The following is a 21,827-nucleotide window of genomic DNA, read 5'->3' as shown; positions in this document are numbered from 1 at the left end:
TTTTAGATGAATAAGACCGCTAAGTCAATTTTTTGACACCATTCGTACGGTTTGTAATGTTATGATTTTTATTGATTTATTTTTTATTTTGATTAATAAAAAAACAGAAGCTTGATGCTTCTGTTTAAATACTTGGTGATTAGTAGTGGTTTGGTTAAGGGACTAATTGTTCCTCGGATAGATAGGTATAATTTGGCTCAGGTAGAGAAGCCTGAACAACAGGTTGAGTGACCAATAATGCACCATCCGAGATAAGGGATTGAATAATCAAACCTTCATCGGTAGTTCCATACTCTGTGGACAGATCCACACCATTCAGTACTATGGTGACACTGTCCCCGCCGGCACCTGTCGTGTCGACAGTTATGATGGTGTTGCCATTTACAAAGCTAAAGTCCAGGTAATCATCCAAAACTCCATTTTCTTCATTAACCAATATATCCGATAAATCCAGTGCATCTGTGTTGGGGGCGAAGTTATAGACTTCATCGGTGCTGCCATCTGCAGACCCGGCATCCCAGATCAGAATATCTCTGTCATTATCTGAGCCGGCATCCAAGCGATCACTGCCGGGGCCACCAACCAGATAGTCGGCACCCGTCCCGGCAAAGATGTGGTCATTGCCGGCACCACCCAATAATTGGTCATCGCCTTCCAGACCTTTGATGGTGTCATTCCCTTCGCGACCGACAATTTCATCACTTTGGTTAGCCCCGGTGAGTGAGTCACCCTGAGTGCTACCAAAGATGAGGTTATCTATGTCGTCGCTTCCTGTTATTGTAATGGCATCATCAGGCAGTAGCTCGTGAGTAAATACAGCTTGTACATATCTGGCTTGATAGCTGCCTCCATCATTGTCGAAGTAAGTAATAGTCCACTGATCTGCAGCTTGGGCTGGATTCAAGGTCAGATAGTCAGCAAGTGTTATCGAGTTATCCGATTCTTGCACTATCTGATTGTAGCCAATGCTGGCTTTCATCAAGCCAGTATCTGCATCATAGAACCAAGTTTGTTCTATGTTATCCACAGGATCAGCCAGCAGTACTATGAAGGTAATACCGTTGATGGTTAGCCTGACCGATACCTCTGTTTCCCGCTTGCTGCCTGCGGTAGTGTCAATGTCTCTTTCATTGCCGGGGATTGGGATGGCAAAGGGCGATTTTTGGAAGTCGGTAAATAAATCCAGGCTACCGGCGGAAGGCGCTAAATTAATCGCATCGGCGAATCCACCGCTGATACTGAGAATGGCGTCTTGGTCATTACCTGAAGTCAAAGGCGATGAACCATCACCTATGGTGACACTTTCCCCTCCTAAGCTGTTCCCCGGCACCGCATGGATGATGAAGTCACCATCCACCTGATCTGTACCTGAGTTGACTGTGAAGGTCAGAGAAATATCCAGCTGTTCCTCAATATCACCGTTATTACCCGGCATATAGACCAGACTGCCTAACTCTGCTGCAGACAAGGCTTCAGGATTGTCAAAGTCATACTGCACCAGCATCTGCTCGCCATCATCCCAGTACCAAATAGAGCCTAGCTCGGCAGTTTCTGCAGGGTCGATAAACTCAAGACTCAGGTTTGTGATGCTAATTTCATCCGTGGCATCTACATCGGTTGGAACATCAATATTCAGCGGATAACCGGCAAGATAAGGATCCGAGAGTTGCAACAGGGAGGCCGGAACCCAGATTTCTTTGGCAAACTCGCCTTCAACCGGGTCGTTGGTTCCATTGATGGTGATTGTGACTGTCTCGGTATCTGTGCCGCCATTGCCGTCATCGACAGTGACATCAAAGCTCAAGGTGATGGTCTCACCGGCGGCGAGGAACTGCACCAGGCTGTTGGCGATTTCATAGTTCCAGCCGGAGTTGTCGACACTGAAACCGGCTTCCAGGGCGCTAATGAGGGCGGGATCCAGAGGAATATTATTGCTCCATGTAGCGTCATCATTGTAACTGCTGCTGACACCGTGGCCGTCGTTGATATCGACATCGGTGAAGCTCAAGTCGCCGCTGTCGCTGAGCATGCCATTAATGACATCGACATCCTCGGTGACCGCGCCGCTCATGTCGATGCTCAGCACAGGCGCATCATTGGTGCCGGTGATGGTGACAGTGACAGTCTCGGTATCTGTGCCGCCGTTGCCGTCATCGACAGTGACATCAAAGCTTAAGGTGATGGTCTCGCCGACGGCGAGGAACTGCACCAGGCTGTTGGCAATCTCATAATTCCAGCCGGAGTTGTCGACACTGAAGCCGGCGGCCAGCGCATCCTGGGTGGCTTGATCCAGTGGGGGATTATTGGTCCAGCTGACATCATTGTTGTAACTGCTGCTGACGCTGTGGCCGTCGTTGATATCGACATCGGTGAAGCTCAAGTCGCCGCTGTCGCTGAGCATGCCATTGATGACATCGACATCCTCGGTGACCGCGCCGCTCATGTCGATGCTCAGCACAGGCGCATCATTGGTGCCGGTGATGGTGACAGTGACCGTCTCGGTATCTGTGCCGCCGTTGCCGTCATCGACAGTGACATCAAAGCTTAAGGTGATGGTCTCGCCGACAGCGAGGAACTGCACCAGGCTGTTGGCAATCTCATAATTCCAGCCGGAGTTGTCGACACTGAAGCCGGCGGCCAATGCATCCTGGGTGGCTTGATCCAGTGGGGGATTATTGGTCCAGCTGACATCATTGTTGTAACTGCTGCTGACGCTGTGGCCGTCGTTGATATCGACATCGGTGAAGCTCAAGTCGCCGCTGTCGCTGAGCATGCCATTGATGACATCGACATCCTCGGTGACCGCGCCGCTCATGTCGATGCTCAGCACAGGCGCATCATTGGTGCCGGTGATGGTGACAGTGACAGTCTCGGTATCTGTGCCGCCGTTGCCGTCATCAACAGTGACATCAAAGCTCAAGGTGATGGTCTCGCCGACAGCGAGGAACTGCACCAGGCTGTTGGCGATTTCATAGTTCCAGCCGGAGTTGTCGACACTGAAGCCGGCGGCCAATGCATCCTGGGTGGCTTGATCCAGTGGGGGATTATTGGTCCAGCTGACATCATTGTTGTAACTGCTGCTGACACTGTGGCTGTCGTTGATATCGACATCGGTGAAGCTCAGGTCGCCGCTGTCGCTGAGCATGCCATTAATGACATCGACATCCTCGGTGACCGCGCCGCTCATGTCGATGCTCAGCACAGGCGCATCATTGGTGCCGGTGATGGTGACAGTGACTGTCTCGGTATCTGTGCCGCCGTTGCCGTCATCGACAGTGACATCAAAGCTCAAGGTGATGGTTTCGCCGACGGCGAGGAACTGCACCAGGCTGTTGGTAATCTCATAATTCCAGCCGGAGTTGTCGACACTGAAGCCGGCGGCCAGCGCATCCTGGGTGGCTTGATCCAGTGGGGGATTATTGGTCCAGCTGACATCATTGTTGTAACTGCTGCTGACGCTGTGGCCGTCGTTGATATCGACATCGGTGAAGCTCAAGTCGCCGCTGTCGCTGAGCATGCCATTGATGACATCGACATCCTCGGTGACCGCGCCGCTCATGTCGATGCTCAGCACAGGCGCATCATTGGTGCCGGTGATGGTGACAGTGACCGTCTCGGTATCTGTGCCGCCGTTGCCGTCATCGACAGTGACATCAAAGCTTAAGGTGATGGTCTCGCCGACAGCGAGGAACTGCACCAGGCTGTTGGCAATCTCATAATTCCAGCCGGAGTTGTCGACACTGAAGCCGGCGGCCAATGCATCCTGGGTGGCTTGATCCAGTGGGGGATTATTGGTCCAGCTGACATCATTGTTGTAACTGCTGCTGACGCTGTGGCCGTCGTTGATATCGACATCGGTGAAGCTCAAGTCGCCGCTGTCGCTGAGCATGCCATTAATGACATCGACATCCTCGGTGACCGCGCCGCTCATGTCGATGCTCAGCACAGGCGCATCATTGGTGCCGGTGATGGTGACAGTGACTGTCTCGGTATCTGTGCCGCCGTTGCCGTCATCGACAGTGACATCAAAGCTCAAGGTGATGGTTTCGCCGACGGCGAGGAACTGCACCAGGCTGTTGGTAATCTCATAATTCCAGCCGGAGTTGTCGACACTGAAGCCGGCGGCCAGCGCATCCTGGGTGGCTTGATCCAGTGGGGGATTATTGGTCCAGCTGACATCATTGTTGTAACTGCTGCTGACGCTGTGGCCGTCGTTGATATCGACATCGGTGAAGCTCAAGTCGCCGCTGTCGCTGAGCATGCCATTGATGACATCGACATCCTCGGTGACCGCGCCGCTCATGTCGATGCTCAGCACAGGCGCATCATTGGTGCCGGTGATGGTGACAGTGACCGTCTCGGTATCTGTGCCGCCGTTGCCGTCATCGACAGTGACATCAAAGCTTAAGGTGATGGTCTCGCCGACAGCGAGGAACTGCACCAGGCTGTTGGCAATCTCATAATTCCAGCCGGAGTTGTCGACACTGAAGCCGGCGGCCAATGCATCCTGGGTGGCTTGATCCAGTGGGGGATTATTGGTCCAGCTGACATCATTGTTGTAACTGCTGCTGACGCTGTGGCCGTCGTTGATATCGACATCGGTGAAGCTCAAGTCGCCGCTGTCGCTGAGCATGCCATTGATGACATCGACATCCTCGGTGACCGCGCCGCTCATGTCGATGCTCAGCACAGGCGCATCATTGGTGCCGGTAATGGTCAGAGTGACTTGTTGTGAATCACTGGCGCCAAAGTCGTCGGTGACCGTCAGCGTGAAGCTTAAGGTGATGGTCTCACCGATGGCGAGGAACTGCACCAGGCTGTTGGCGATCTCATAACTCCAGCCGGAATTGTCCGCACTAAAGCCCTGGGCGAGAGCATCCTGGACGGCTTGATCCAGAGCGCCGCCGCTCCAACTTGCATCGCCATTGTAGCTACTGCTGACAACATGGCTGTCACCAATGTCCACATCGGTGAAGCTCAAGGCGCCGCTGTCACTGAGTATACCATTGATGATATCAACATCTTCGGTGAGACTGCCGCTGCTATCGGCGCTGAGAATAGGGGCGTCATTGGTCCCTATGATGGTAATAGTGACCAGTTGCTCGGCGCTGGCGCCAAACTCATCCGTCACAGTAACAGAGAAGGTTTCAGTGCGAATTTCACCTTCCAGCAGCCCATCGGCTGCGGCGTTATCGAGCTGATAATTCCAAGCGCCCGTGGTGGCATCTATGCTGAAGCTGCCAAGAGGGCTGTCGGCACTGCCGGACCAAATAAGCACGGCACCATTATCCACATCGCTGGCGCTCAGTTGGCCACTGACACTAGGGGTGCCTGGGTCTATGCTGCCGTCATCGAACTGGCCGGCTTCTCGCACAGCGCCGTCGGCCTCACCCGGCTGGGGAGTGCTGATCACAGGTACATCATTGGTGCCAGTGATAGTGATAGTCAAGGTCTGGATGCTGGTATCACCATCGGCATCAGTCAGCAGATAGGAGAAGGTTTCTGTCAGCGATTCTCCCTGAGCGAGCGCCTGAACGGCTTGCGCTGTAGAATTGATTTGATAGCTGTAACTGCCATCGGCATTGAGGGTCAGCAGGCCGTAGCTGCCTGAAACCTGGCTTTGATTGGATATGGCATTATCAAGGTTGCCGCCACTGCCGGCTGCTGTTACCTGTGCGGTATCTGCGCCCTGAACATCGTTGTCGAGCAGATTGCCGCTAATGGCCAGTAGTGAGTCTTCATCTACGCTGTTGATGTCATCCTGGCCGCTTGGAGCGTCATCCAGTACCGAGATGGTAAGGGTATTACCGACACTGTTTCCTTCTAGGTCGGTCAATATCAGGTTGAAAGCCTGGGAGAAGTCATCACTTGAGCTGTGGTCAACCGCGGAATTGAGGGTAAAGCTATAGCTGATATTGCCGTTTATCAGGTCAACGGCGCTGATGGTGAGTACACCGTATTCGGTATTGATACTGACAGGGCCATCAAATACGCCGTCAGAGACAATGGCTATCCCATCCAGGGGCAAGCTTGCCACACCGGCTGCGGCGCTAAAGCTCAAGTTACCGGTTTGGGTCAAGGCTGTGGACGATGGCGTCGTCCCTGTGGGCAAGTTGGCATCAGAGAGTGTGGCTGTACCGCTATCAAGGGTAGGGCCCACCAAAGGAAGGTCCTCAAGCAGTATTTCTTCTTGGGTGGTGATGGCAGTTTGCTCAAAGCCACTGGTATCGTAACCTGCGCTCGCCAATACTTCAGAACCATCCCTGGCTACGGAGATATAGTCGAATCCTCCCTGATTACCAGCTGTCCCGGCACCGGCAGCTGTAGCGGGCAGGTTAGCGGTAGGGTCATCACCTGCAAGTATTTGTGCCTGCAATGCGGCTATTTCGGCATCGACCCCTTCATTGGCAAATTGGGCTACATCTGCGGCCGAGGCATCTGGCTGAGGTTGAGCGCTGGGTTGTGCATTTTGCTCTGTCAGCCTTGTACCATCAGCATATTCTATGGTGAAAGTATCATTTGCAGTGAAGATGATCTCTTCACCATTGCGAATGACATCCCCGATATTCAGATCGCGGATATTGCCATTTTCGTCCTTGGCCTTGAGTTGTCCAACCAGATTGGTGACAACCGCGTCTTGCTTACTGATTGCGACGCCCATAACTCATACTCCTTTGCACACATATACTGACGGCAAGGTCACTTTGTGCCTATGAGCGTCAGTTAAAGGTATTAATTATTAAGTCTGGGGTTGAAACAAAGACTGTCAAATATGTGACGTTAATGGCTGCGAAATGGTATGGGTGGGACAAAATGTCCATATCTTAGAATCTGTCTCGCATTCATGCGGTTACAGTATGTGTGCGGATAATCTAGTGATGATTAATAAAAAAGCCACTAAATAAGTGGCTTTTTTATTACGAAAAGATCTATCGATTAGTCGCACTTGGCGGCTTGCTTATAGCTCTTGAAAGCCCCTTGATTATCGGCTAATTGTTCCTGAAGTTTGGCTAAGGCCAGCCAGTATTCTTTGCGGGGCAGTAAATGACACAAGCGTTCCCATGCCGCGCGGGCCAGACTGAATTCACGACAGAGCTCATGAATTTGAGCCATACAGTGTTGGTAGTCGGCATGATTTTCGAGCTTGGGCTCCAAATTTTTCAGCAGTTTCAGGGTTTCGCTGTCCTGCGGCTCAAAAATTTTCGGCAATACTTCCAAAACCGCAGCACAAGGCTCTTTTTTCAGCGCCTTATTCAGCAGTTTTAGGGCATCGTCACGGCGGTTGAAGCCAGCCAGACCCAAAGCATATTGCGCCATATTGGGCTGCTGGCTGCGTTCCTGGCGGCTTAGCCAGTGCCAACATTTTTCCAGTTCCTGCTCGTTGCGAAGGGCCGCTTGCGCCAGCAGAGCATTGTTTACTCTTTGGTTCAGGAGTTCATACTCTTCATTATCCAGGAGCTGTTTTTTACGCAGTGTGGGCAGCAATAGTTTCAGCGCCTGCCAGTCCAGCTGGCTCTGATAAAGTTCCAAGGCCAGTTGTAGTACCGGCGCCTTACTCTTACTGCTGGGCTGCAGTTTATCCAGTTGCTCGCGGGCCTTTTCAAGTTCGCCTTGCTGCATGTAGTAGCGCACTCTGGTGGTGGTGACCGCTTGGGTCGCCAGAGGCAATTGGGCCGCTTTATTCAGGTACTCATCCCGTTCTTCATTTTTGAACTGTCTTTGGGCTGCTCTGGCGGCTGCCAGATAATTAAGAGCGGGCAGTTCACCGGCTTCGGCGCCTTTTTGCATCGCCTTTTCGGCCGCAGGCCAATCTTCTTCTGCCAGCGCCAGGGCGCCGGTGAGCGTGTGCTTGCGGGCGGCATTGCGGCGCCAGCGCCGCGGCAGGTAGCGACTGCTTAATACCAGATTCAGCATAGTGACAAGCAGCCATTCCAGTAGCTGCAGCAGGGCAAAGAAGATGATGAGTGCCATAACGGCAAACAGCAGGTTGGTTTCCAGTTGCCAATCCAGGAAGGCGATATAAACATAACCCGTCTTACCGGCTAAGAGCGGACTCAGACAGGCGCCTGCCAGAATAATCACCAGATAGATGAGTACTCTTATCATAGTTCGGCCCCCGGCATGAGTTCGCCATAGGTGACCAACTGCTTGAGCTGGGCGCTGGATTCAAATTTAGTCAGATTGATAGGATCCAGCTGCAGACTGGACAAAGCATTAATTGCAGTCAGCACTTCTTCGGTGCGCGGATCGTCAAGGTTGAAATATTGTTGGATCCATTTGCGGGCCATGGCCAATGATTGGCGGTAGTTGAGCTCATCATATTGGTAGAGGGCCAGCTGTGACTGCAGTAGTTTATTACGGATATTTTCGAGCAGGTACCATTCCTGCTGGGGAGACAGCAGTGGTGTGATATCTGAGCTTATCTTGCGAATAGTGAAGAAGTCTTCCTTCAGCGCACTCCAGGTCTTGGCCAGGTTGCTCTGCCAGTCACCAATAGAGTCAGACATCTTACTTTCTGTTTCCGGCTCCTTTTGTTGACTGCCGACACGGTTGAGCGGCAGCTTGTTCAGCTTAGTGATAATGCCATCCAGGGTGAACACAGTACCTGCGATGTCGGTATTCTTGATGGCGCTTACCGCCGCCATATCGTTGGCGAGGGCGCGACGCAGTGGCATTAGTGATGGCTCCTGCATGGCGGCAATACGCTCATCGGCGGCCTGTAGCAGGCCGGTTGCAGTTTGCGGATCTTTCTCCAACCAAAGTTTACGTCCCGCCATCCGCACCAAGTATTCGGCTTCTGCCGCCATCCAATGGTTGGGGCTGCGCTGTGCCAGAGTGGCGATACGGGTTTGCATCTGTTGTTGAGCTTCGCTCAGTTGTTCTATGGCGCCTTGCTGTTGTTGATTTTGTTGCAGGTCGCTTCTCAGTTGCTGCTCAAGCGCCTGCAATCTGGCCTCAGGAGCTTGTTTGACTTGTTCGAGGGAAGTTGCCAGCTGCGCATTGGTGGCTTGCTGTTGCTGCAGTTGCCAAAAGAGATAAGCACCTGTGGCGCAGGCCAGCAGTGCCAGCAACAGGCTCAATAGGAGGGTTAGTTTCAGGAGCCATGAGCTGTGCTTGGCTGTCGCCACAGGGGTATCTTGCTCTGTGAGATCCTGGGGCTGGGTAGGCAGTGCGGGGGTATCGCTCCCGACTTCTGGCTTGCTGTTATCCATTAATGCAGTCCTTTAACGCGACAATAGGGCTGGAAATCGGGAGGGGGGAAACTAAAGCCTCAATGCCTTGAGTACGGCCTTACTATTGGCCGCCGTAGCATCAGTCACCTGAGTTAATCCGGCGACGACGGCCTTATCTACCACCCGAATGCTGGGAACTATAATATGACATGCTTGCAGCCAAGCAAAATACTCTTTTGGCAGCAGCCGGATAAGGTTCGTCAGGCTTTCTGCACTGCTGATCACTATGGTGTCTATCCCGAAGGCTTGCCATTCCTTGACCAGTTGTACTGCATCATAGGAAGGGCAGGTGCGGCGATAGACCTCCCAGAACTTGACTACAGCGCCATATTGCTGAAGTGTTTTTCCCAGTACTTCCCGGCCACCGTTGCCCCGAATTATGACCACTTTCTTGTGTTTTACTACTTCGGGTTGCAGTCCTGGCAGGGTTAACAGGCCTTCGGTCTGTTGATTGTCATCCGGAGCCTTATGCCCCTGAATGCCATAATGTGCAAAGGCCTCAAAAGTGGCTTCGCCGACGGCAAAATATTGAATGTGTGACGGCCAGGAGGCATTCAGCGCTTGAGTGCCGAAATGCACCGCATTGGTGCTGACAAATACAATGATGTCGGCATTCTGCACCTCGGTAGGGGAGATACTTTTGTCTTCCATGGCCTCGACGGCCAAGAGAGGGGTCACCATAAAAGGTATGCCCCTTTCTGTCAGCGCCTGTTCCATGGCGTGATTGCGCCCCTCAGGGCGCGTCAACAACACTTTCATAGTGCCGCCTTGTTATTTGCCGTAAACGGCATCCAATATGGTTTTGGCGCCTTTGCTCAGCAGTTCTTCTGCCAGGGCGTTACCCAGGGCCACCGCTTCGTCTTGATGACCACTTACCACTCCTGAAATGACTTCAGAACCGTCAGGATTACCTACCAAACCTCTCAAGGTCAGTTGTTCTCCCTGGATCTCGGCATAAGCTCCGATAGGTACCTGGCAACCTCCTTCCAGACGCGTATTCATTGCTCTTTCGGCCAATACCCTGTAGCGGGTTTCTTTATGTTCAAGCGGTGCCAGCAAGGCTTTTACCCGCTCATCATTGGTGCGACATTCGATGCCGACAGCACCCTGGCCGTTGGCCGGCAGTGATTCTTCGGCGCTGATAAAGCTGGCAATACGCTCTGACAGTTTCAAGCGGATAAGTCCGGCGGCAGCCAGAATGATGGCATCATATTCACCGGCATCCAGCTTACCCAGACGGGTTCCCACGTTGCCACGCAGATCTTTGATGATAAGGTCCGGGCGACGGGCTCTGAGCTGACATTGACGGCGCAGGCTTGAAGTACCGACAACCGCGCCTTGAGGCAGTTCATCTATACTCTTGTAGCTGTTGGAAACGAAGGCATCACGGGGATCTTCACGTTCACAGATCACTTCCAATCCCAGACCTTCCGGGAATTCAACCGGCACATCTTTCATGGAGTGCACCGCGATATCAGCTTGGTCTTCCAGCATGGCGACTTCCAGCTCTTTAACGAACAATCCCTTGCCGCCTACTTTGGCCAGAGGAGTATCCAGGATGACATCACCCTTGGTGCTCATTGGCAGCAGCTCTACTGTCAGCCCGGGATGAGTGCGTTCCAGCTCGGCTTTAACAAATTCTGCCTGCCACATGGCGAGAGGGCTTTTACGTGTTGCTATGCGAATGCGATTTTCTGACATGCCAATCTTTTCCGTGAGAGTACATTAAATGCGCCAATGCTAACATTGCCTATTGGAGAATGGCACCGAACGCTGCTCAATCTTTGAAGTGGGCACGTTAAATTTTCGCCAAATAGTGTGATCTTGATCTCATTACTTGCCTGCTACCTTAAAAGTGTTAGCATGATCATCTAACTGGTTCAGGGATAGTGAAATTCGGATGATCGAACGTCAGCGACAATACGCCGAATACGCCGAGCGCCTCAATCGAGTGCGTTTGGCCCGTGCTCAGGCGCTGTTTTCCCCACTGCAAAGGCATCTGTTTAACCTGATCCCTCTGTTGTTGCATCAGCATCACAACCGCTTGCCCGGATACAACGGCCCCATGACACCCTGCGGTATCAAGGGATTCCACCACTCTGTCGAGCTCAAAGAATCGCTCGCTACTCTCAAGTTGCCACTGCTCGAAGACTCACAGCATGCCAGTCCTGTACTGGAAGGGGTTTACGTAATGGGCAGCACCGCCAGTTTTGGCCAGAACCCCAAGAGTGATGTGGATGTCTGGTTGGTCTATGACGCCGGGCTAACCCAGGAGGAAATGGAACTGCTGCGGGAGAAGAGCCTAAAACTCACCCGCTGGTTTGCCGGCTTTCAATTCGAGGTGAACTTTTATCTGGTACACCCGCGGCAGTTTTGCCGTGATGACACTTGCTATCAGGACGCCGAATGGGAGCTATTGGGGCATGAACACAGCGGCAGCGCCCAACATTGGTTGCTGCTGGAAGAGTTCTACCGCAGCCATATCCGCCTGGCCGGCAAGACGGTCGCCTGGTGGCCCAATGCTCAGCCTTGCAGCGATTTTCTGTTTCTTGGTGATGTGCACCAACTACCCGCCAATGAGTATTTTGGTGCCTCTTTATGGCAGCTCTACAAAGGCTTGGACAAGCCGCACAAGGCCCTGCTCAAGGTGCTGCTGCTGGAAGCCTATGCCAGCAACTATCCACAAACCAATCTGGTCAGTGAATGGGTATGGTTGAGAACTCTGGCCGGTGACTTTTCCAACGCCAACGACGCCTATCTGCTCCTGTATCAATATATCGAGTCTTATCTGCTTAAAGTGGGAGATGATCGTCGGCTGGAGATAGTGCGCCGCTGCTTTTACCTCAAGTGTGGTATCAGGCTCAGTGATCTCGAGCAGTGTCACGATTGGCGCTACCACAAACTCAAGCAATTGGTGGAGCAGTGGGAATGGCCCCAGAGCCTGCTGATTACTCTGGATGATTGCGAACATTGGCACAGTGGCCAGCTTCAGTGGTTCAACGCTCAACTTAACGAGTTGATGCTGGCCAGCTATCAAACTCTTTTGCATTTCGCTTCGACTCACAGGCTGAGTGAGTACTTTAAAGTAGAAGACTTGGGGCTGTTGACTCGTAAGCTGCACACCTATTTCAGCGAAGACAAGCAGCAGATCCTGCGGCTCAATAGGCTTTGGAGTCAGTCGCTGGCTGAGCCGAATTTGACCATAGTTCGCAGCGAACAGGATGGCCGTTGTCATCTCTATCGTCTATTTCCGGAGCCGCGGCAGTTTATGGGCGAAGTAGCCATCTATCAGGCCGATGATGCCGCTTCTTTGATGATTTGGGCCTGCCTTAATGGGGTGGCAACCAACCATAGTCGTTGGTTTGAATACGGCACGGGGCGTCTACGGTGTCGGCGTCTTAACCAGGTGGCCGAACGTCTGCTGCCTTATACCGAAGACAAGAAATGGCGGGTGTCGAAACTGGATCTGTGCCAGCCTTGGCATTATCGCAAGTTGGTGTGGATCCTTAATTTGGAGCAGGACCCCAGCGAACATTGGCAGGGTCAAACCTTGATGCTTGAACTCATGGGCAGCAACCTGCTGGCGACAGGAAAACCGGCAGCCAGTTTGCTGGGTTCGGTACAACTGATGAGCCTTAACTCCTGGGGGGAATGGCATTGCCACAGCTTTAGCGGTGAGAAGGCCCTGCTGGAGGCCATCGCCTTCGCCACTCCAGGTATGAGAAGAGCGCCACAACAGGTGGCCTTCGATGTTGTCAGTGCCTCGCAAAAGCTACAGTCCCAGCTGGAACAAACTGTAGTGGATACTCTCAAGCAGGTGCACCGACTGATAAAAGACGCCTGTCCGTCCAAGACTTTAGTGCAGCCACTGCAACTGGGTGAAAAGAAATATGGCTTGTTTTTCGATGCCAAGGGCATGAGTTACCGGGATCTCAGCGATGTGAAGTCCCTCTATCGTCAGTTGGCCAGGGGCGAGCTACAAAGTCTGCCAAGGCCCGAGCTTGCTAACGATCCTTGGGTCAAGGTGCCCGAGGTTATCCAGAACTATGCGGTGAAAGGGGTGATCCAGTATTTCCTGCGTAGCCGGGAAGATGAGTTGGACGTGTTTGTATTGGATGAAGGAAATGGCTTGAGCCACTATGTGCACAGCAATCCGGATGTCAGTGAATTGGTGAATACTGTCACCCAGCATTACGCCTTCGGTGAAGTACTGAACCTTAAAAATCAGTTCAACTTTCCGCAGTTTTTCCGCCTGGTGCGCCAGAGCGGTAATCTGGATGTGGTGCCTTTCGGGGTTACGGCAAGGGCGGCGCAGACAGAGTTCTGACCGCCCCTAAATCATTAGAACGACAGTTCTATACCGCCTTGGCGGCTGATGGACTCTCTGACGAAGGGCATAAATTCGCCGCCGTTGCGCTCGTCTATCCATTTACCATCGACATAACCAAAGTGATAACCACCGAAACGGGTTGCTACCCAGATCTGGTGCAGTGGTTCCTGCTTGTTAATCACTATTTTGGAGCTGTCGGCGAATTCGAGCTGCAGCACATTGCCTGAAGCGTCGATATCAACATCGGCATCTTGTTCATCGATTGCATTCTCAATTGCGGTTTCTATCCGGTCGAACATTTCATCGGCGAGCTGATGATATTCGGTATCTGTCATGGCCATGGAATATCTGTCCTTTGCTTTCATCAAGATGAATGCGATTATAAGGCTAATGTAATCCTGCTGCCCAGATGTTGAGTAAAATGAGACTGTTTTTATCCCTGATGCTTGCTAGCCTGATGCTGCTTGGTTGTGGTCAAAAAGGCGTTCTTTACAAGAGCCCGGATCTGCCGGAGAACCAACCCCAGGCGGAACAAACCGAACAACCCCAGCAATCGACAGAGGAAAACTAATTGGATCATTTTCAGTATCAAGCTCAGGCTCTGTATGCCGAAGACTGCGCCGTAGCCGATTTGGCGGCTCAATATGGTACGCCTTTGTATATTTATTCGCGGGCGACACTGGAGCGCCATTGGCATGCCTTTGATAGGGCCGTGGCCAGTCATCCGCACCTTATCTGCTATGCGGTTAAGGCCAACTCCAATCTGGCGGTGCTCAATGTGTTGGCACGCCTTGGTAGTGGCTTTGATATTGTCTCAGGCGGAGAACTGACCCGGGTAATCACCGCAGGTGGCGATCCGGCCAAGGTGGTGTTTTCCGGTGTCGGCAAGACAGCGGCGGAAATGAAGCTGGCACTGGAGCTGGGTATATATTGCTTCAATGTTGAATCCCGCGCCGAGCTTGAACTGCTCAACGAAGTGGCAGGCTCTTTGGGTAAACAGGCGCCGGTTTCCTTGCGGATCAACCCGGATGTGGATGCCGGTACTCACCCCTATATCTCCACCGGCCTGAAAGAAAACAAGTTCGGTATCGCCATGGATGAAGCCGAGGAAGCCTTCCTGCAGGTGCAATCCTTGCCGCACTTGGCTATCAAGGGCGCTGACTGCCATATCGGCTCACAGCTTACTGAGCTCAGGCCGTTTCTCGATGCCATGGACAGAATGCTGGCATTGATCGATAGGCTGGCAGAAAAAGGCATAGTGATTGAGCATCTGGACGTGGGCGGTGGCCTGGGGGTCACCTATGATGAAGAAACACCGCCACAACCGGACAAGTATGCCGCCGCGTTGCTCGAGCGTCTGGGTGAACGACCACTGAAGCTAATTTTCGAACCGGGCAGGGCGATTGCCGCCAATGCCGGGATCTTTGTCACCCAGGTGCTGTTCCAGAAAGAGAATGCCGGCAAGCATTTTGCGATAGTGGACGGTGCCATGAATGACCTTATCCGGCCGTCACTCTACAGCGCCTGGCAGCAGATTATCCCGGTGCAGCCAAGAGAGGGTGAAAGCCGGGAATACGACATAGTCGGCCCAGTGTGTGAAACCGGGGATTTTCTGGGTAAATCACGCGCCTTGGTGCTGCAAGCCAAAGACCTGCTGGCGGTGCGTTCCAGCGGTGCTTATGGCTTTGTGATGTCCTCCAACTACAACACCCGTCCGCGAGCGGCTGAAGTCATGGTCGATGGCAGTGAACATTATCTGGTGCGTGAACGGGAAAAGCTGGAACAACTGTGGCAAGGTGAGCACTTGCTGCCGTAAACTAGTGTAAGTACTTTCCCGCTGTAGGCGTTGGAACCTAGGAGTAATCTTGATCCACTTCACTAAGATGCATGGTCTGGGCAACGACTTTATGGTCGTCGATGGCGTGACTCAGAATGTGTACTTTTCGCCGGAGCAGATCCGGCGCCTGGCCGACCGCAACTTCGGTATCGGCTTCGATCAACTGCTGCTGGTCGAGCCGCCCTATGATCCGGATCTGGACTTTCATTATCGTATCTTCAATGCCGATGGCAGCGAGGTCGAACAGTGCGGCAACGGCGCCCGCTGCTTTGCCCGCTTTGTTCGCAACAAGGGCCTGACTCAGAAATACAAGATCAAGGTCAGCACCTCATCCGGCAAGATGACCCTGCGCCTGGAGCGCGATGGCAATGTCACCGTCAATATGGGCGTACCTATCTTGGATCCGGCGCGGATCCCCTTCAAGGCCAAAAAGGCCGAAAAGACCTACCTTTTGCCAACTGAAGGGCAAACCTTCCTCTGCGGTGCTGTCTCCATGGGTAACCCCCACTGCGTGCTGGAAGTCGAGGATGTGGCTGCCACAGATGTCGATGTTATTGGCGCGCAGCTGACCAATCATGAACGCTTCCCCAAAGGGGTCAATGTCGGCTTTATGCAGGTGATCAACAAGGGCCATATCAAGCTCAGGGTTTATGAGCGCGGCGCCGCCGAAACTCTGGCCTGTGGCAGTGGTGCCTGTGCGGCTGCTGTGGTGGGCCAACTGCAGGGCAAGCTGGGCAATACAGTGCGGGTCGACTTGCCCGGCGGCACTCTGACAATTAAATGGGACGGTGAGGGCAAGCCGCTGTGGATGACAGGCCCGGCCGAACAGGTATACGACGGACAGATACAGATATGACAGACGCCAAAGCTAAGCTCACTCCACCTTTTGATGAGCAGATCATCCGTGAATATCTGTTGGATAATCCGGAGTTTTTCTGCCGTCATCCCGAGCTGCTGTTGGCTATGCGTCTGCCTCACGGCGAGCGTGGCACAGTTTCTCTGGTAGAGCGGCGGCAGGAGCTGCTGCGCAGCCGGGCACAACAGCTGGAAGAGGAGATCACCGCGCTGCTTGGCATGGCCAGCCGCAACGAGAAAATCTTTCGCTTCAATACCCAGCTTTCATTGAAGCTGCTCGATTGCGAAGATATGGGCGAGCTCAGACAGGTGCTGTGCGCCGAGCTTAAAGAAGCCTTTAACTTCAGCCATGTACGCCTGATTACCGTGCATGATATTGACTCAGAGCTCTCGGCCATCTGGCGTAAACGTTTGCAGCACGGTTATTATTTTGGACGCCTGACCAAGGAGGAGTCCAAACGTTTGTTCGGCTCTGAAGTCGGCTCAGTGTCACTGGCACGGCTGTCGGAACAAAATGGCCAGGTGATCTTTGCTATCGCCAGTGCCGATGTGACTCACTTCCATCCGGAGATGGACAATATGCTGCTGGATCAGTTGCGGCAGCTGTTGGACCATCTGCTGCCCAAGCTCTGATGGCCGTTAAACAGGATTCTCCCTGGCTTAGCCGCTTCGAGCGCCATCTCAGTGCCGAGCGGCAGCTGTCTCCTTACACAGCCCGCAACTATCTGCGCGAACTGCAACGGGTTGCCGGGCTGCTGCCGCAGGATATTGATTGGGACCAGGTAACCGATCCCCAGTTGAGTGCTGTGTTGGCCAAGTTACATCGCCAGGGGCTCAGCCCCCGCTCTTTGTCTCTGTGCCTGTCGGCGGTCAAGCAGTTCTACGAATTTCTGCTGCTCGAAGAGCTGGTCAAGAGCAATCCCGCCCGGCAACTGAGCGCCCCAAAACAGAATAAGCCGCTGCCCAAGAATCTCGACGCCGACAGCATCAGCCATCTGTTGGATATTGAGGTGACAGATCCCCTCAGCGCCCGTGACAAGGCGATGATGGAGCTGTGTTACTCCTCAGGGCTGCGTTTGGCTGAGTTGGCCTCGCTGGATGTGCCGCAACTGGATTTCGCCCAGCAGCAAATCAAGGTGATGGGAAAAGGTGGCAAGGAACGGCTGCTGCCGGTGGGCTCGGTCGCCATTGCCGCATTGCAACAATGGCTGGATTACCGCCGGGATATTCCCTGTGAAGATCAAGCGCTGTTCGTGACCGCCAAGGGCAAGCGCTTGGCGCATCGCAGTATTCAGGCGCGCATGGCGCGCTGGGGGCGGGAGCAGGTGCTATCCGCCAGGGTTCATCCCCACAAGCTGAGGCATTCCTTTGCGACTCATATGCTGGAATCCAGCGGCGACTTGCGGGCGGTACAGGAGCTGCTGGGACACGCCAATCTGGCGACCACCCAAATATATACCAGTCTGGACTTTCAGCATCTGGCCAAGGTGTATGACGGCGCTCACCCCAGAGCTAAAAAGGACAAGTGATGCAGGTGTTTCTTCGCCCCGGCGCTATTAAAGCCATCAGTTTTGATCTCGACGATACCCTCTATGATAACCGGCCAATCATCGCTGCCGCCGAAGGCGCATTGCTTGACTGGCTGGCCAAAGAATACCCACTGAGCGGCAACTGGCAGGCCGCAGACTGGCGGGCGTTGAAGCGCCAGCTCTTGTTGCAGCAAGCCGAGCTGACTCATGACACCAGTGCCGCGCGATTGGCGCTATTGCAAACCGGGCTGGAGATGCTGGGATATGATAAACATGAGGCCAATCAAGGCGCTGAAGCGGGTCTGGCCTTGTTCCTTGAGCGGCGCAGCGACTTTAGGGTGTCACAGGAAGTGCTCGCCTTACTTTCGCAATTGGCTGAGCGATTTCGCCTGGTTGGGATCACCAATGGCAATGTGGATGCCGGCAGAATTGGCCTGGGAGAGATGTTTGAGTTTGTGCTGCATCCGGGCAATGGTGTCAGACGTAAACCCTGGCGGGATATGTTCCAGTTGGCCGCCGAGCGCCTGGTCTTACCCTCTGAGGCGCTGCTGCATGTCGGCGACCACCCGCTGACAGATGTCGAAGGTGCCCGTAAGGCCGGCTGTCAGGCTGCTTGGCTCAATCCGGCATTTGCCGGTGACAACTGCAGGGTGGCTAATAGCTTACTGCCTCACATACAGATTAGGTCCTTGAGTGAATTGACTCTTTTGCTGTAGCTCATCTGTGGCTTTGATGATATATCATTGATAATCAATAGGTTGCTTTAGGTTTCTAGACCTGTATATCCACTGAATGCAATTAATTGAAACAATTGTTTTTCATTAAGGTTTGCGTTAATTCACCTCTTTTCTTTGTTATCATTTCCACAACATAAACTTGATGCTAATGTATAATCATTTACAGTTATCGCCTGAGATTTAACCTATGCTATCCCGAATAATCATGCTGTTTTCGTTGCTGTTGAGCCTGCCGGTCTCAGCACACGAGCTGCATGCGGATGGTAGTTTCTGGGATGGATTCAGTCATCCCCTGCTGGGATTTGATCATCTGCTGGCTATGCTCAGTGTTGGTATTTTCAGCACTCAGCTAGGGCGCAGCGCCATTTGGTCAGTACCGTTGGCATTTCTGTTTTTTATGACTTTGAGTGCTATCACGGGCATGATCGCTACCCCGATACCATTTGTTGAGCCTGGCATAGCGCTGTCGGTATTGTTGCTGGGGTTGGTCATAGCCCTCAATCGAGAAATGCCAATCTCTTTCGGCATGGCTTTTGTCGGCGTTTTTGCTCTGTTTCACGGTTATGTTCACGGCACCGAAATGCCTGAATTGGCAAGGCCTGGTATTTATGCCATGGGCTTTATACTGGGGACGGCGGCGATTCATGTTGCCGGAGTGACCATTGGCAGTTTGATAAACCCGGATGGCAAGCGTAAACGGGCGGTGCAACTCATGGGCTCGGCTATTGCCTTGGTGGGAAGTTATTTAACTTTGGAATTATGGCTGGCTTGAGCATTGTGTCTTTTTTTGCGTCTTAACATACGTTTCACCTGCGCCGGACTGGCGCGCATATCGGCATCTCCAACCCTGATATAGGTGCCGCCAATCGCTTCCGTCCCCAGATAGATGGGTTGCTGGCTGTAGTCTGCCTGAGGCACATGAAAGCGGATCAACTGTTTACCGGCCAGTTCTATCAGCTGGATATCGGCCGGACCAAGAATATTGGCACTGATTTTTTGCGAATTGTTGAGTATCTTCCAGGCTTCATCGATAAGGGGCCTGGGTTCGGCAATTCCTTCGATATAAAACTCGCCTTTTTCCTCTCTGACACCAAGAATGATTTCGCCGCCATTGGTATTGGCAAAGGCGCTGTAGCTTTCCCACAGCGCCTGTGGCAGCGCACCCTTGCCATGGCGGCCGGCGGCGAGTTTGAACTCCACTGCGGCAGACTCACGCAGATTTTCAATATCGTCCAGAATGAAACCTGTAACCGGCATGACTAACTCCTTGTTTACTGCTGTTAATGCAGTTGTAGCAAGTCAGCCGGGATTTGAACAGCCCTCAGTCCACCAGTGCCAGAGCTTTGGGAAACAAGAGGTTATTTTCCAGGTGGATGTGGCGGTGCAAATCGGCTTCAAATTCGGCCAGGGTGGCATAGCATACCCGCCAGGTAGTGCAGGCATGCTCAGGGGCCTGGTAGTGATTGGTCAACTGCTGCAGCTTGGCCAGAATTTGCCCCGCCTCATCATGCTCATATTCCATTGCCCGGATAGGATTGCCTATATGGCCGAAACAGGTGTTGAACTCTTGCCCTTGACTCAGGGCACGAATGGCCGGAAACAGTATCTGTTCCTCTTTTTGCAGGTGGGGCAAGAGGTCGTCCATCAGGGCGCGGATCCAACCGGCCAAGGGTTTGATCTCTTCATAATGCTCACCGTGGGCCCGCACCATCTTCTGGGCATATTCCAGCAGCAGCGGTGCGGTATCGCGTATGTACTTGTGGTGGGTCGCTTCGATATGGTAGATAAGCTCACCAAGTGGCAATTTGGCCAAGGCATCGTCCGGCGTGCCCTCTGCGGCCAGTTGGCTCAAGGCGTGCAGTACCTCGGTGGGCTCGGCGTCGGCTCGCTCGCAGGCCGATGCCAATGAGCGGCCACCGCCACAGCAAAAGTCGATACCAAAACGGCTGAAAACATGGGCGTTACGGAAGTCTTCGGCGACCAGTTCGCCGACTCTGCGTTCGAGGGAGATTTGCGCTGACATAGGATGCTCTCTGTATTATCAATTTACATGCATAATAAAAGCATCTTTAGCTTTAGCCAAGCTTAGGCCAATAAAACTTGACCGTTTTGCTTGGTTAATCACATTTTGCAATTGGAGTGGATAGCGGCTCAGGGCCGTAACTGCTTGGTGAGTTGCTGCGAATCACACCATGCATCCAAGCCTATAGGCCAACGCAGAGTATGCAAGGGATTTGTTCTCACCTTTCTAAGGTATTCAGCTTACAGTCTTTTATACGGTATGATGAGTGTCGAATATTTCGCCATCAGACCTACTCGTTGACATGGGGCTATGGCAGACTGAATTTATGTTCAGGTGACGACAGTTAAATGTCCATGGAGGGTAAGGTGAGCAATTGTAAGTTGCCGATAGAGCGATTTGCTTTTCTTGAGATGTTGGCCTTTTGGAAAGGGAGAGTCCGCAATAAAGATATCGAACACCAATTTGCCATTACCCGTCAGCAAGCCCACAAAGATTTGGCCAAATACCGGGAATTGCACCCAGGCGCCCTGATAAAGCTCGATAAGGCCTGTTTTGGGTTTGCAGAGCATGCCAGTCTCAGCTACTCATCTGCTTCCCTGGATGATTTTTTCCTCTGGTACGAGACAGGTTACTTTGCTCAGCCCCGCCCCTTGAATGGCTCCTGTGCCACCCGAATGGCGTTGCCGGAACGCAACACTTGCCGCCATGTCCTCGCCGGTTTGATTAATGCCATCGAGCAAAACCTCAGGCTTGAGGTGGAATATGTCTCTCTGTCAAATCCCGAAGATGAAGGCCGAATTTTTACTCCCCACACCTTAGTCAAAGCTGGCAGCCGCTACCATGTTCGGGGTTACTGTGAAAAGTCAGCGGCTTTTCGCGATCTTGTCCTGAGCCGTTTTCGGGGAATTCCTGTTGTGGAGGGCATCGCCCATCAAACTGTAAAAGATGACTCGGCCTGGCAGACCATGCTGGCGGTAATTCTGGCTCCGGATCCCCGCCTGACAGCCCAGCAACAACAGGTGCTGGCCAAGGATTATCAGATGGAAGGGGGACAACTCATTATTCAGTGCCGGGCAGCCTTGGTGGATTACCTGCTCAGGGAAATGCAGGTCAATACCAAGTATCTGGATGGCACACCCGAGGCTCAGCAGTTGGTGCTGGTAAACCGAAATGACATCAAGCAGTGGTTATTCAATAGCTAGAACAGGCATGGTTTGAGCCAAGGTAAACTCAGTTAACCTGAGTGTCTGTACAGTATTGGTGGCAATAGGAAAGTTGGGTAA

At 52.9% G+C, this 21,827-nt stretch carries 17 protein-coding genes; 9 read left to right on the top strand and 8 right to left on the bottom strand.

What is annotated here, in order from left to right:
• Nucleotides 1-154: 154 nt before the first annotated feature.
• The 5 genes from WKR14_RS18685 to hemC all read right to left on the bottom strand — a co-directional run bounded on the left by WKR14_RS18685 (nt 155) and on the right by hemC (nt 10,934).
• Nucleotides 155-6,661, bottom strand: coding sequence for a retention module-containing protein (locus WKR14_RS18685; RefSeq protein ID WP_339087082.1), 6,507 nt, complete (start codon nt 6,659-6,661; stop codon nt 155-157).
• A gap of 275 nt (nt 6,662-6,936) precedes the next feature.
• Complete coding sequence (locus WKR14_RS18680) at nt 6,937-8,106, bottom strand: heme biosynthesis HemY N-terminal domain-containing protein (RefSeq protein WP_226685108.1); 1,170 nt, start codon at nt 8,104-8,106, stop codon at nt 6,937-6,939.
• The gene (locus tag WKR14_RS18675; RefSeq protein WP_335921466.1) at nt 8,103-9,212 is read right to left on the bottom strand and encodes a uroporphyrinogen-III C-methyltransferase; all 1,110 of its coding nucleotides are present in this window, start codon (nt 9,210-9,212) and stop codon (nt 8,103-8,105) included. The genes WKR14_RS18680 and WKR14_RS18675 overlap by 4 nt, the downstream gene beginning before the upstream one ends.
• Nucleotides 9,213-9,263: 51 nt before the next feature.
• On the bottom strand, nt 9,264-9,992 hold the full coding sequence (locus WKR14_RS18670) for a uroporphyrinogen-III synthase (RefSeq protein ID WP_339087081.1): 729 nt from the start codon (nt 9,990-9,992) through the stop codon (nt 9,264-9,266).
• Nucleotides 9,993-10,004: 12 nt separating this feature from the next.
• The gene (gene hemC / locus WKR14_RS18665; RefSeq protein ID WP_165565745.1) at nt 10,005-10,934 is read right to left on the bottom strand and encodes a hydroxymethylbilane synthase; all 930 of its coding nucleotides are present in this window, start codon (nt 10,932-10,934) and stop codon (nt 10,005-10,007) included.
• Nucleotides 10,935-11,136: 202 nt separating this feature from the next.
• Between hemC and WKR14_RS18660 the strand changes: the two genes are divergently transcribed.
• Nucleotides 11,137-13,560 (top strand): class I adenylate cyclase, encoded by a 2,424-nt coding sequence (locus tag WKR14_RS18660; RefSeq protein ID WP_335921468.1) that lies wholly within the window; start codon nt 11,137-11,139, stop codon nt 13,558-13,560.
• Nucleotides 13,561-13,574: 14 nt separating this feature from the next.
• On the opposite strand, the gene cyaY is transcribed toward WKR14_RS18660, so the two are convergent.
• Nucleotides 13,575-13,904 carry an iron donor protein CyaY gene (gene cyaY / locus WKR14_RS18655; RefSeq protein WP_025011356.1) on the bottom strand — a complete coding sequence of 110 codons (330 nt, stop codon included), beginning with the start codon at nt 13,902-13,904 and terminating at the stop codon, nt 13,575-13,577.
• 80 nt (nt 13,905-13,984) lie between these two features.
• On the opposite strand from cyaY, the gene lptM reads away from it, so the two are divergent.
• The 7 genes from lptM to WKR14_RS18620 all read left to right on the top strand — a co-directional run bounded on the left by lptM (nt 13,985) and on the right by WKR14_RS18620 (nt 19,293).
• The gene (lptM, locus tag WKR14_RS18650) at nt 13,985-14,134 is read left to right on the top strand and encodes an LPS translocon maturation chaperone LptM (protein WP_165564220.1); all 150 of its coding nucleotides are present in this window, start codon (nt 13,985-13,987) and stop codon (nt 14,132-14,134) included.
• Nucleotides 14,135-15,379, top strand: coding sequence for a diaminopimelate decarboxylase (gene lysA / locus WKR14_RS18645; protein WP_025889832.1), 1,245 nt, complete (start codon nt 14,135-14,137; stop codon nt 15,377-15,379).
• Nucleotides 15,380-15,428: 49 nt separating this feature from the next.
• The gene (gene dapF / locus WKR14_RS18640; RefSeq protein ID WP_144190952.1) at nt 15,429-16,256 is read left to right on the top strand and encodes a diaminopimelate epimerase; all 828 of its coding nucleotides are present in this window, start codon (nt 15,429-15,431) and stop codon (nt 16,254-16,256) included.
• Nucleotides 16,253-16,888: a DUF484 family protein gene (locus WKR14_RS18635; RefSeq protein ID WP_226564667.1), complete on the top strand. Its 636-nt coding sequence runs from the start codon at nt 16,253-16,255 to the stop codon at nt 16,886-16,888. Before dapF ends, WKR14_RS18635 begins: the two co-directional genes overlap by 4 nt.
• The gene (xerC, locus tag WKR14_RS18630; protein WP_101096339.1) at nt 16,888-17,784 is read left to right on the top strand and encodes a tyrosine recombinase XerC; all 897 of its coding nucleotides are present in this window, start codon (nt 16,888-16,890) and stop codon (nt 17,782-17,784) included. Before WKR14_RS18635 ends, xerC begins: the two co-directional genes overlap by 1 nt.
• Nucleotides 17,784-18,500 (top strand): HAD-IA family hydrolase, encoded by a 717-nt coding sequence (locus WKR14_RS18625; RefSeq protein ID WP_335921464.1) that lies wholly within the window; start codon nt 17,784-17,786, stop codon nt 18,498-18,500. Before xerC ends, WKR14_RS18625 begins: the two co-directional genes overlap by 1 nt.
• 226 nt (nt 18,501-18,726) lie before the next feature.
• Nucleotides 18,727-19,293, top strand: a complete 567-nt coding sequence (locus tag WKR14_RS18620; protein ID WP_339087080.1) for a HupE/UreJ family protein — start codon at nt 18,727-18,729, stop codon at nt 19,291-19,293.
• Here WKR14_RS18620 and WKR14_RS18615 read toward each other — a convergent pair.
• Nucleotides 19,263-19,778: a helix-turn-helix domain-containing protein gene (locus WKR14_RS18615; protein ID WP_224866476.1), complete on the bottom strand. Its 516-nt coding sequence runs from the start codon at nt 19,776-19,778 to the stop codon at nt 19,263-19,265. The two genes, WKR14_RS18620 and WKR14_RS18615, sit on opposite strands and share 31 nt — an antisense overlap.
• A gap of 64 nt (nt 19,779-19,842) precedes the next feature.
• On the bottom strand, nt 19,843-20,544 hold the full coding sequence (ric, locus tag WKR14_RS18610) for an iron-sulfur cluster repair di-iron protein (RefSeq protein WP_335921462.1): 702 nt from the start codon (nt 20,542-20,544) through the stop codon (nt 19,843-19,845).
• A 365-nt stretch (nt 20,545-20,909) separates the two neighbouring features.
• Between ric and WKR14_RS18605 the strand changes: the two genes are divergently transcribed.
• Entirely contained in the window at nt 20,910-21,746 is an 837-nt protein-coding gene (locus tag WKR14_RS18605) for a WYL domain-containing protein (protein ID WP_197021478.1), read from the top strand.
• Nucleotides 21,747-21,827: the final 81 nt, after the last annotated feature.

Source organism: Shewanella chilikensis (assembly GCF_037953065.1).
Lineage (GTDB): Bacteria > Pseudomonadota > Gammaproteobacteria > Enterobacterales > Shewanellaceae > Shewanella > Shewanella chilikensis.
This window is presented reverse-complemented; position numbering and strand designations above follow the sequence as displayed.

What these genes read in the sequence shown, in the direction of transcription:
- WKR14_RS18625 (WP_335921464.1), top strand. Translation starts at nt 17,784, where the DNA reads ATGCAGGTGTTTCTTCGCCCCGGCGCTATTAAAGCCATCAGTTTTGAT.
- hemC (WP_165565745.1), bottom strand. Translation starts at nt 10,934, where the DNA reads ATGTCAGAAAATCGCATTCGCATAGCAACACGTAAAAGCCCTCTCGCC.
- cyaY (WP_025011356.1), bottom strand. Translation starts at nt 13,904, where the DNA reads ATGGCCATGACAGATACCGAATATCATCAGCTCGCCGATGAAATGTTC.
- ric (WP_335921462.1), bottom strand. Translation starts at nt 20,544, where the DNA reads ATGTCAGCGCAAATCTCCCTCGAACGCAGAGTCGGCGAACTGGTCGCC.
- WKR14_RS18685 (WP_339087082.1), bottom strand. Translation starts at nt 6,661, where the DNA reads ATGGGCGTCGCAATCAGTAAGCAAGACGCGGTTGTCACCAATCTGGTT.
- lptM (WP_165564220.1), top strand. Translation starts at nt 13,985, where the DNA reads ATGAGACTGTTTTTATCCCTGATGCTTGCTAGCCTGATGCTGCTTGGT.
- WKR14_RS18620 (WP_339087080.1), top strand. Translation starts at nt 18,727, where the DNA reads ATGCTGTTTTCGTTGCTGTTGAGCCTGCCGGTCTCAGCACACGAGCTG.
- WKR14_RS18635 (WP_226564667.1), top strand. Translation starts at nt 16,253, where the DNA reads ATGACAGACGCCAAAGCTAAGCTCACTCCACCTTTTGATGAGCAGATC.
- WKR14_RS18675 (WP_335921466.1), bottom strand. Translation starts at nt 9,212, where the DNA reads ATGGATAACAGCAAGCCAGAAGTCGGGAGCGATACCCCCGCACTGCCT.
- WKR14_RS18615 (WP_224866476.1), bottom strand. Translation starts at nt 19,778, where the DNA reads ATGCCGGTTACAGGTTTCATTCTGGACGATATTGAAAATCTGCGTGAG.
- WKR14_RS18670 (WP_339087081.1), bottom strand. Translation starts at nt 9,992, where the DNA reads ATGAAAGTGTTGTTGACGCGCCCTGAGGGGCGCAATCACGCCATGGAA.
- WKR14_RS18680 (WP_226685108.1), bottom strand. Translation starts at nt 8,106, where the DNA reads ATGATAAGAGTACTCATCTATCTGGTGATTATTCTGGCAGGCGCCTGT.
- xerC (WP_101096339.1), top strand. Translation starts at nt 16,888, where the DNA reads ATGGCCGTTAAACAGGATTCTCCCTGGCTTAGCCGCTTCGAGCGCCAT.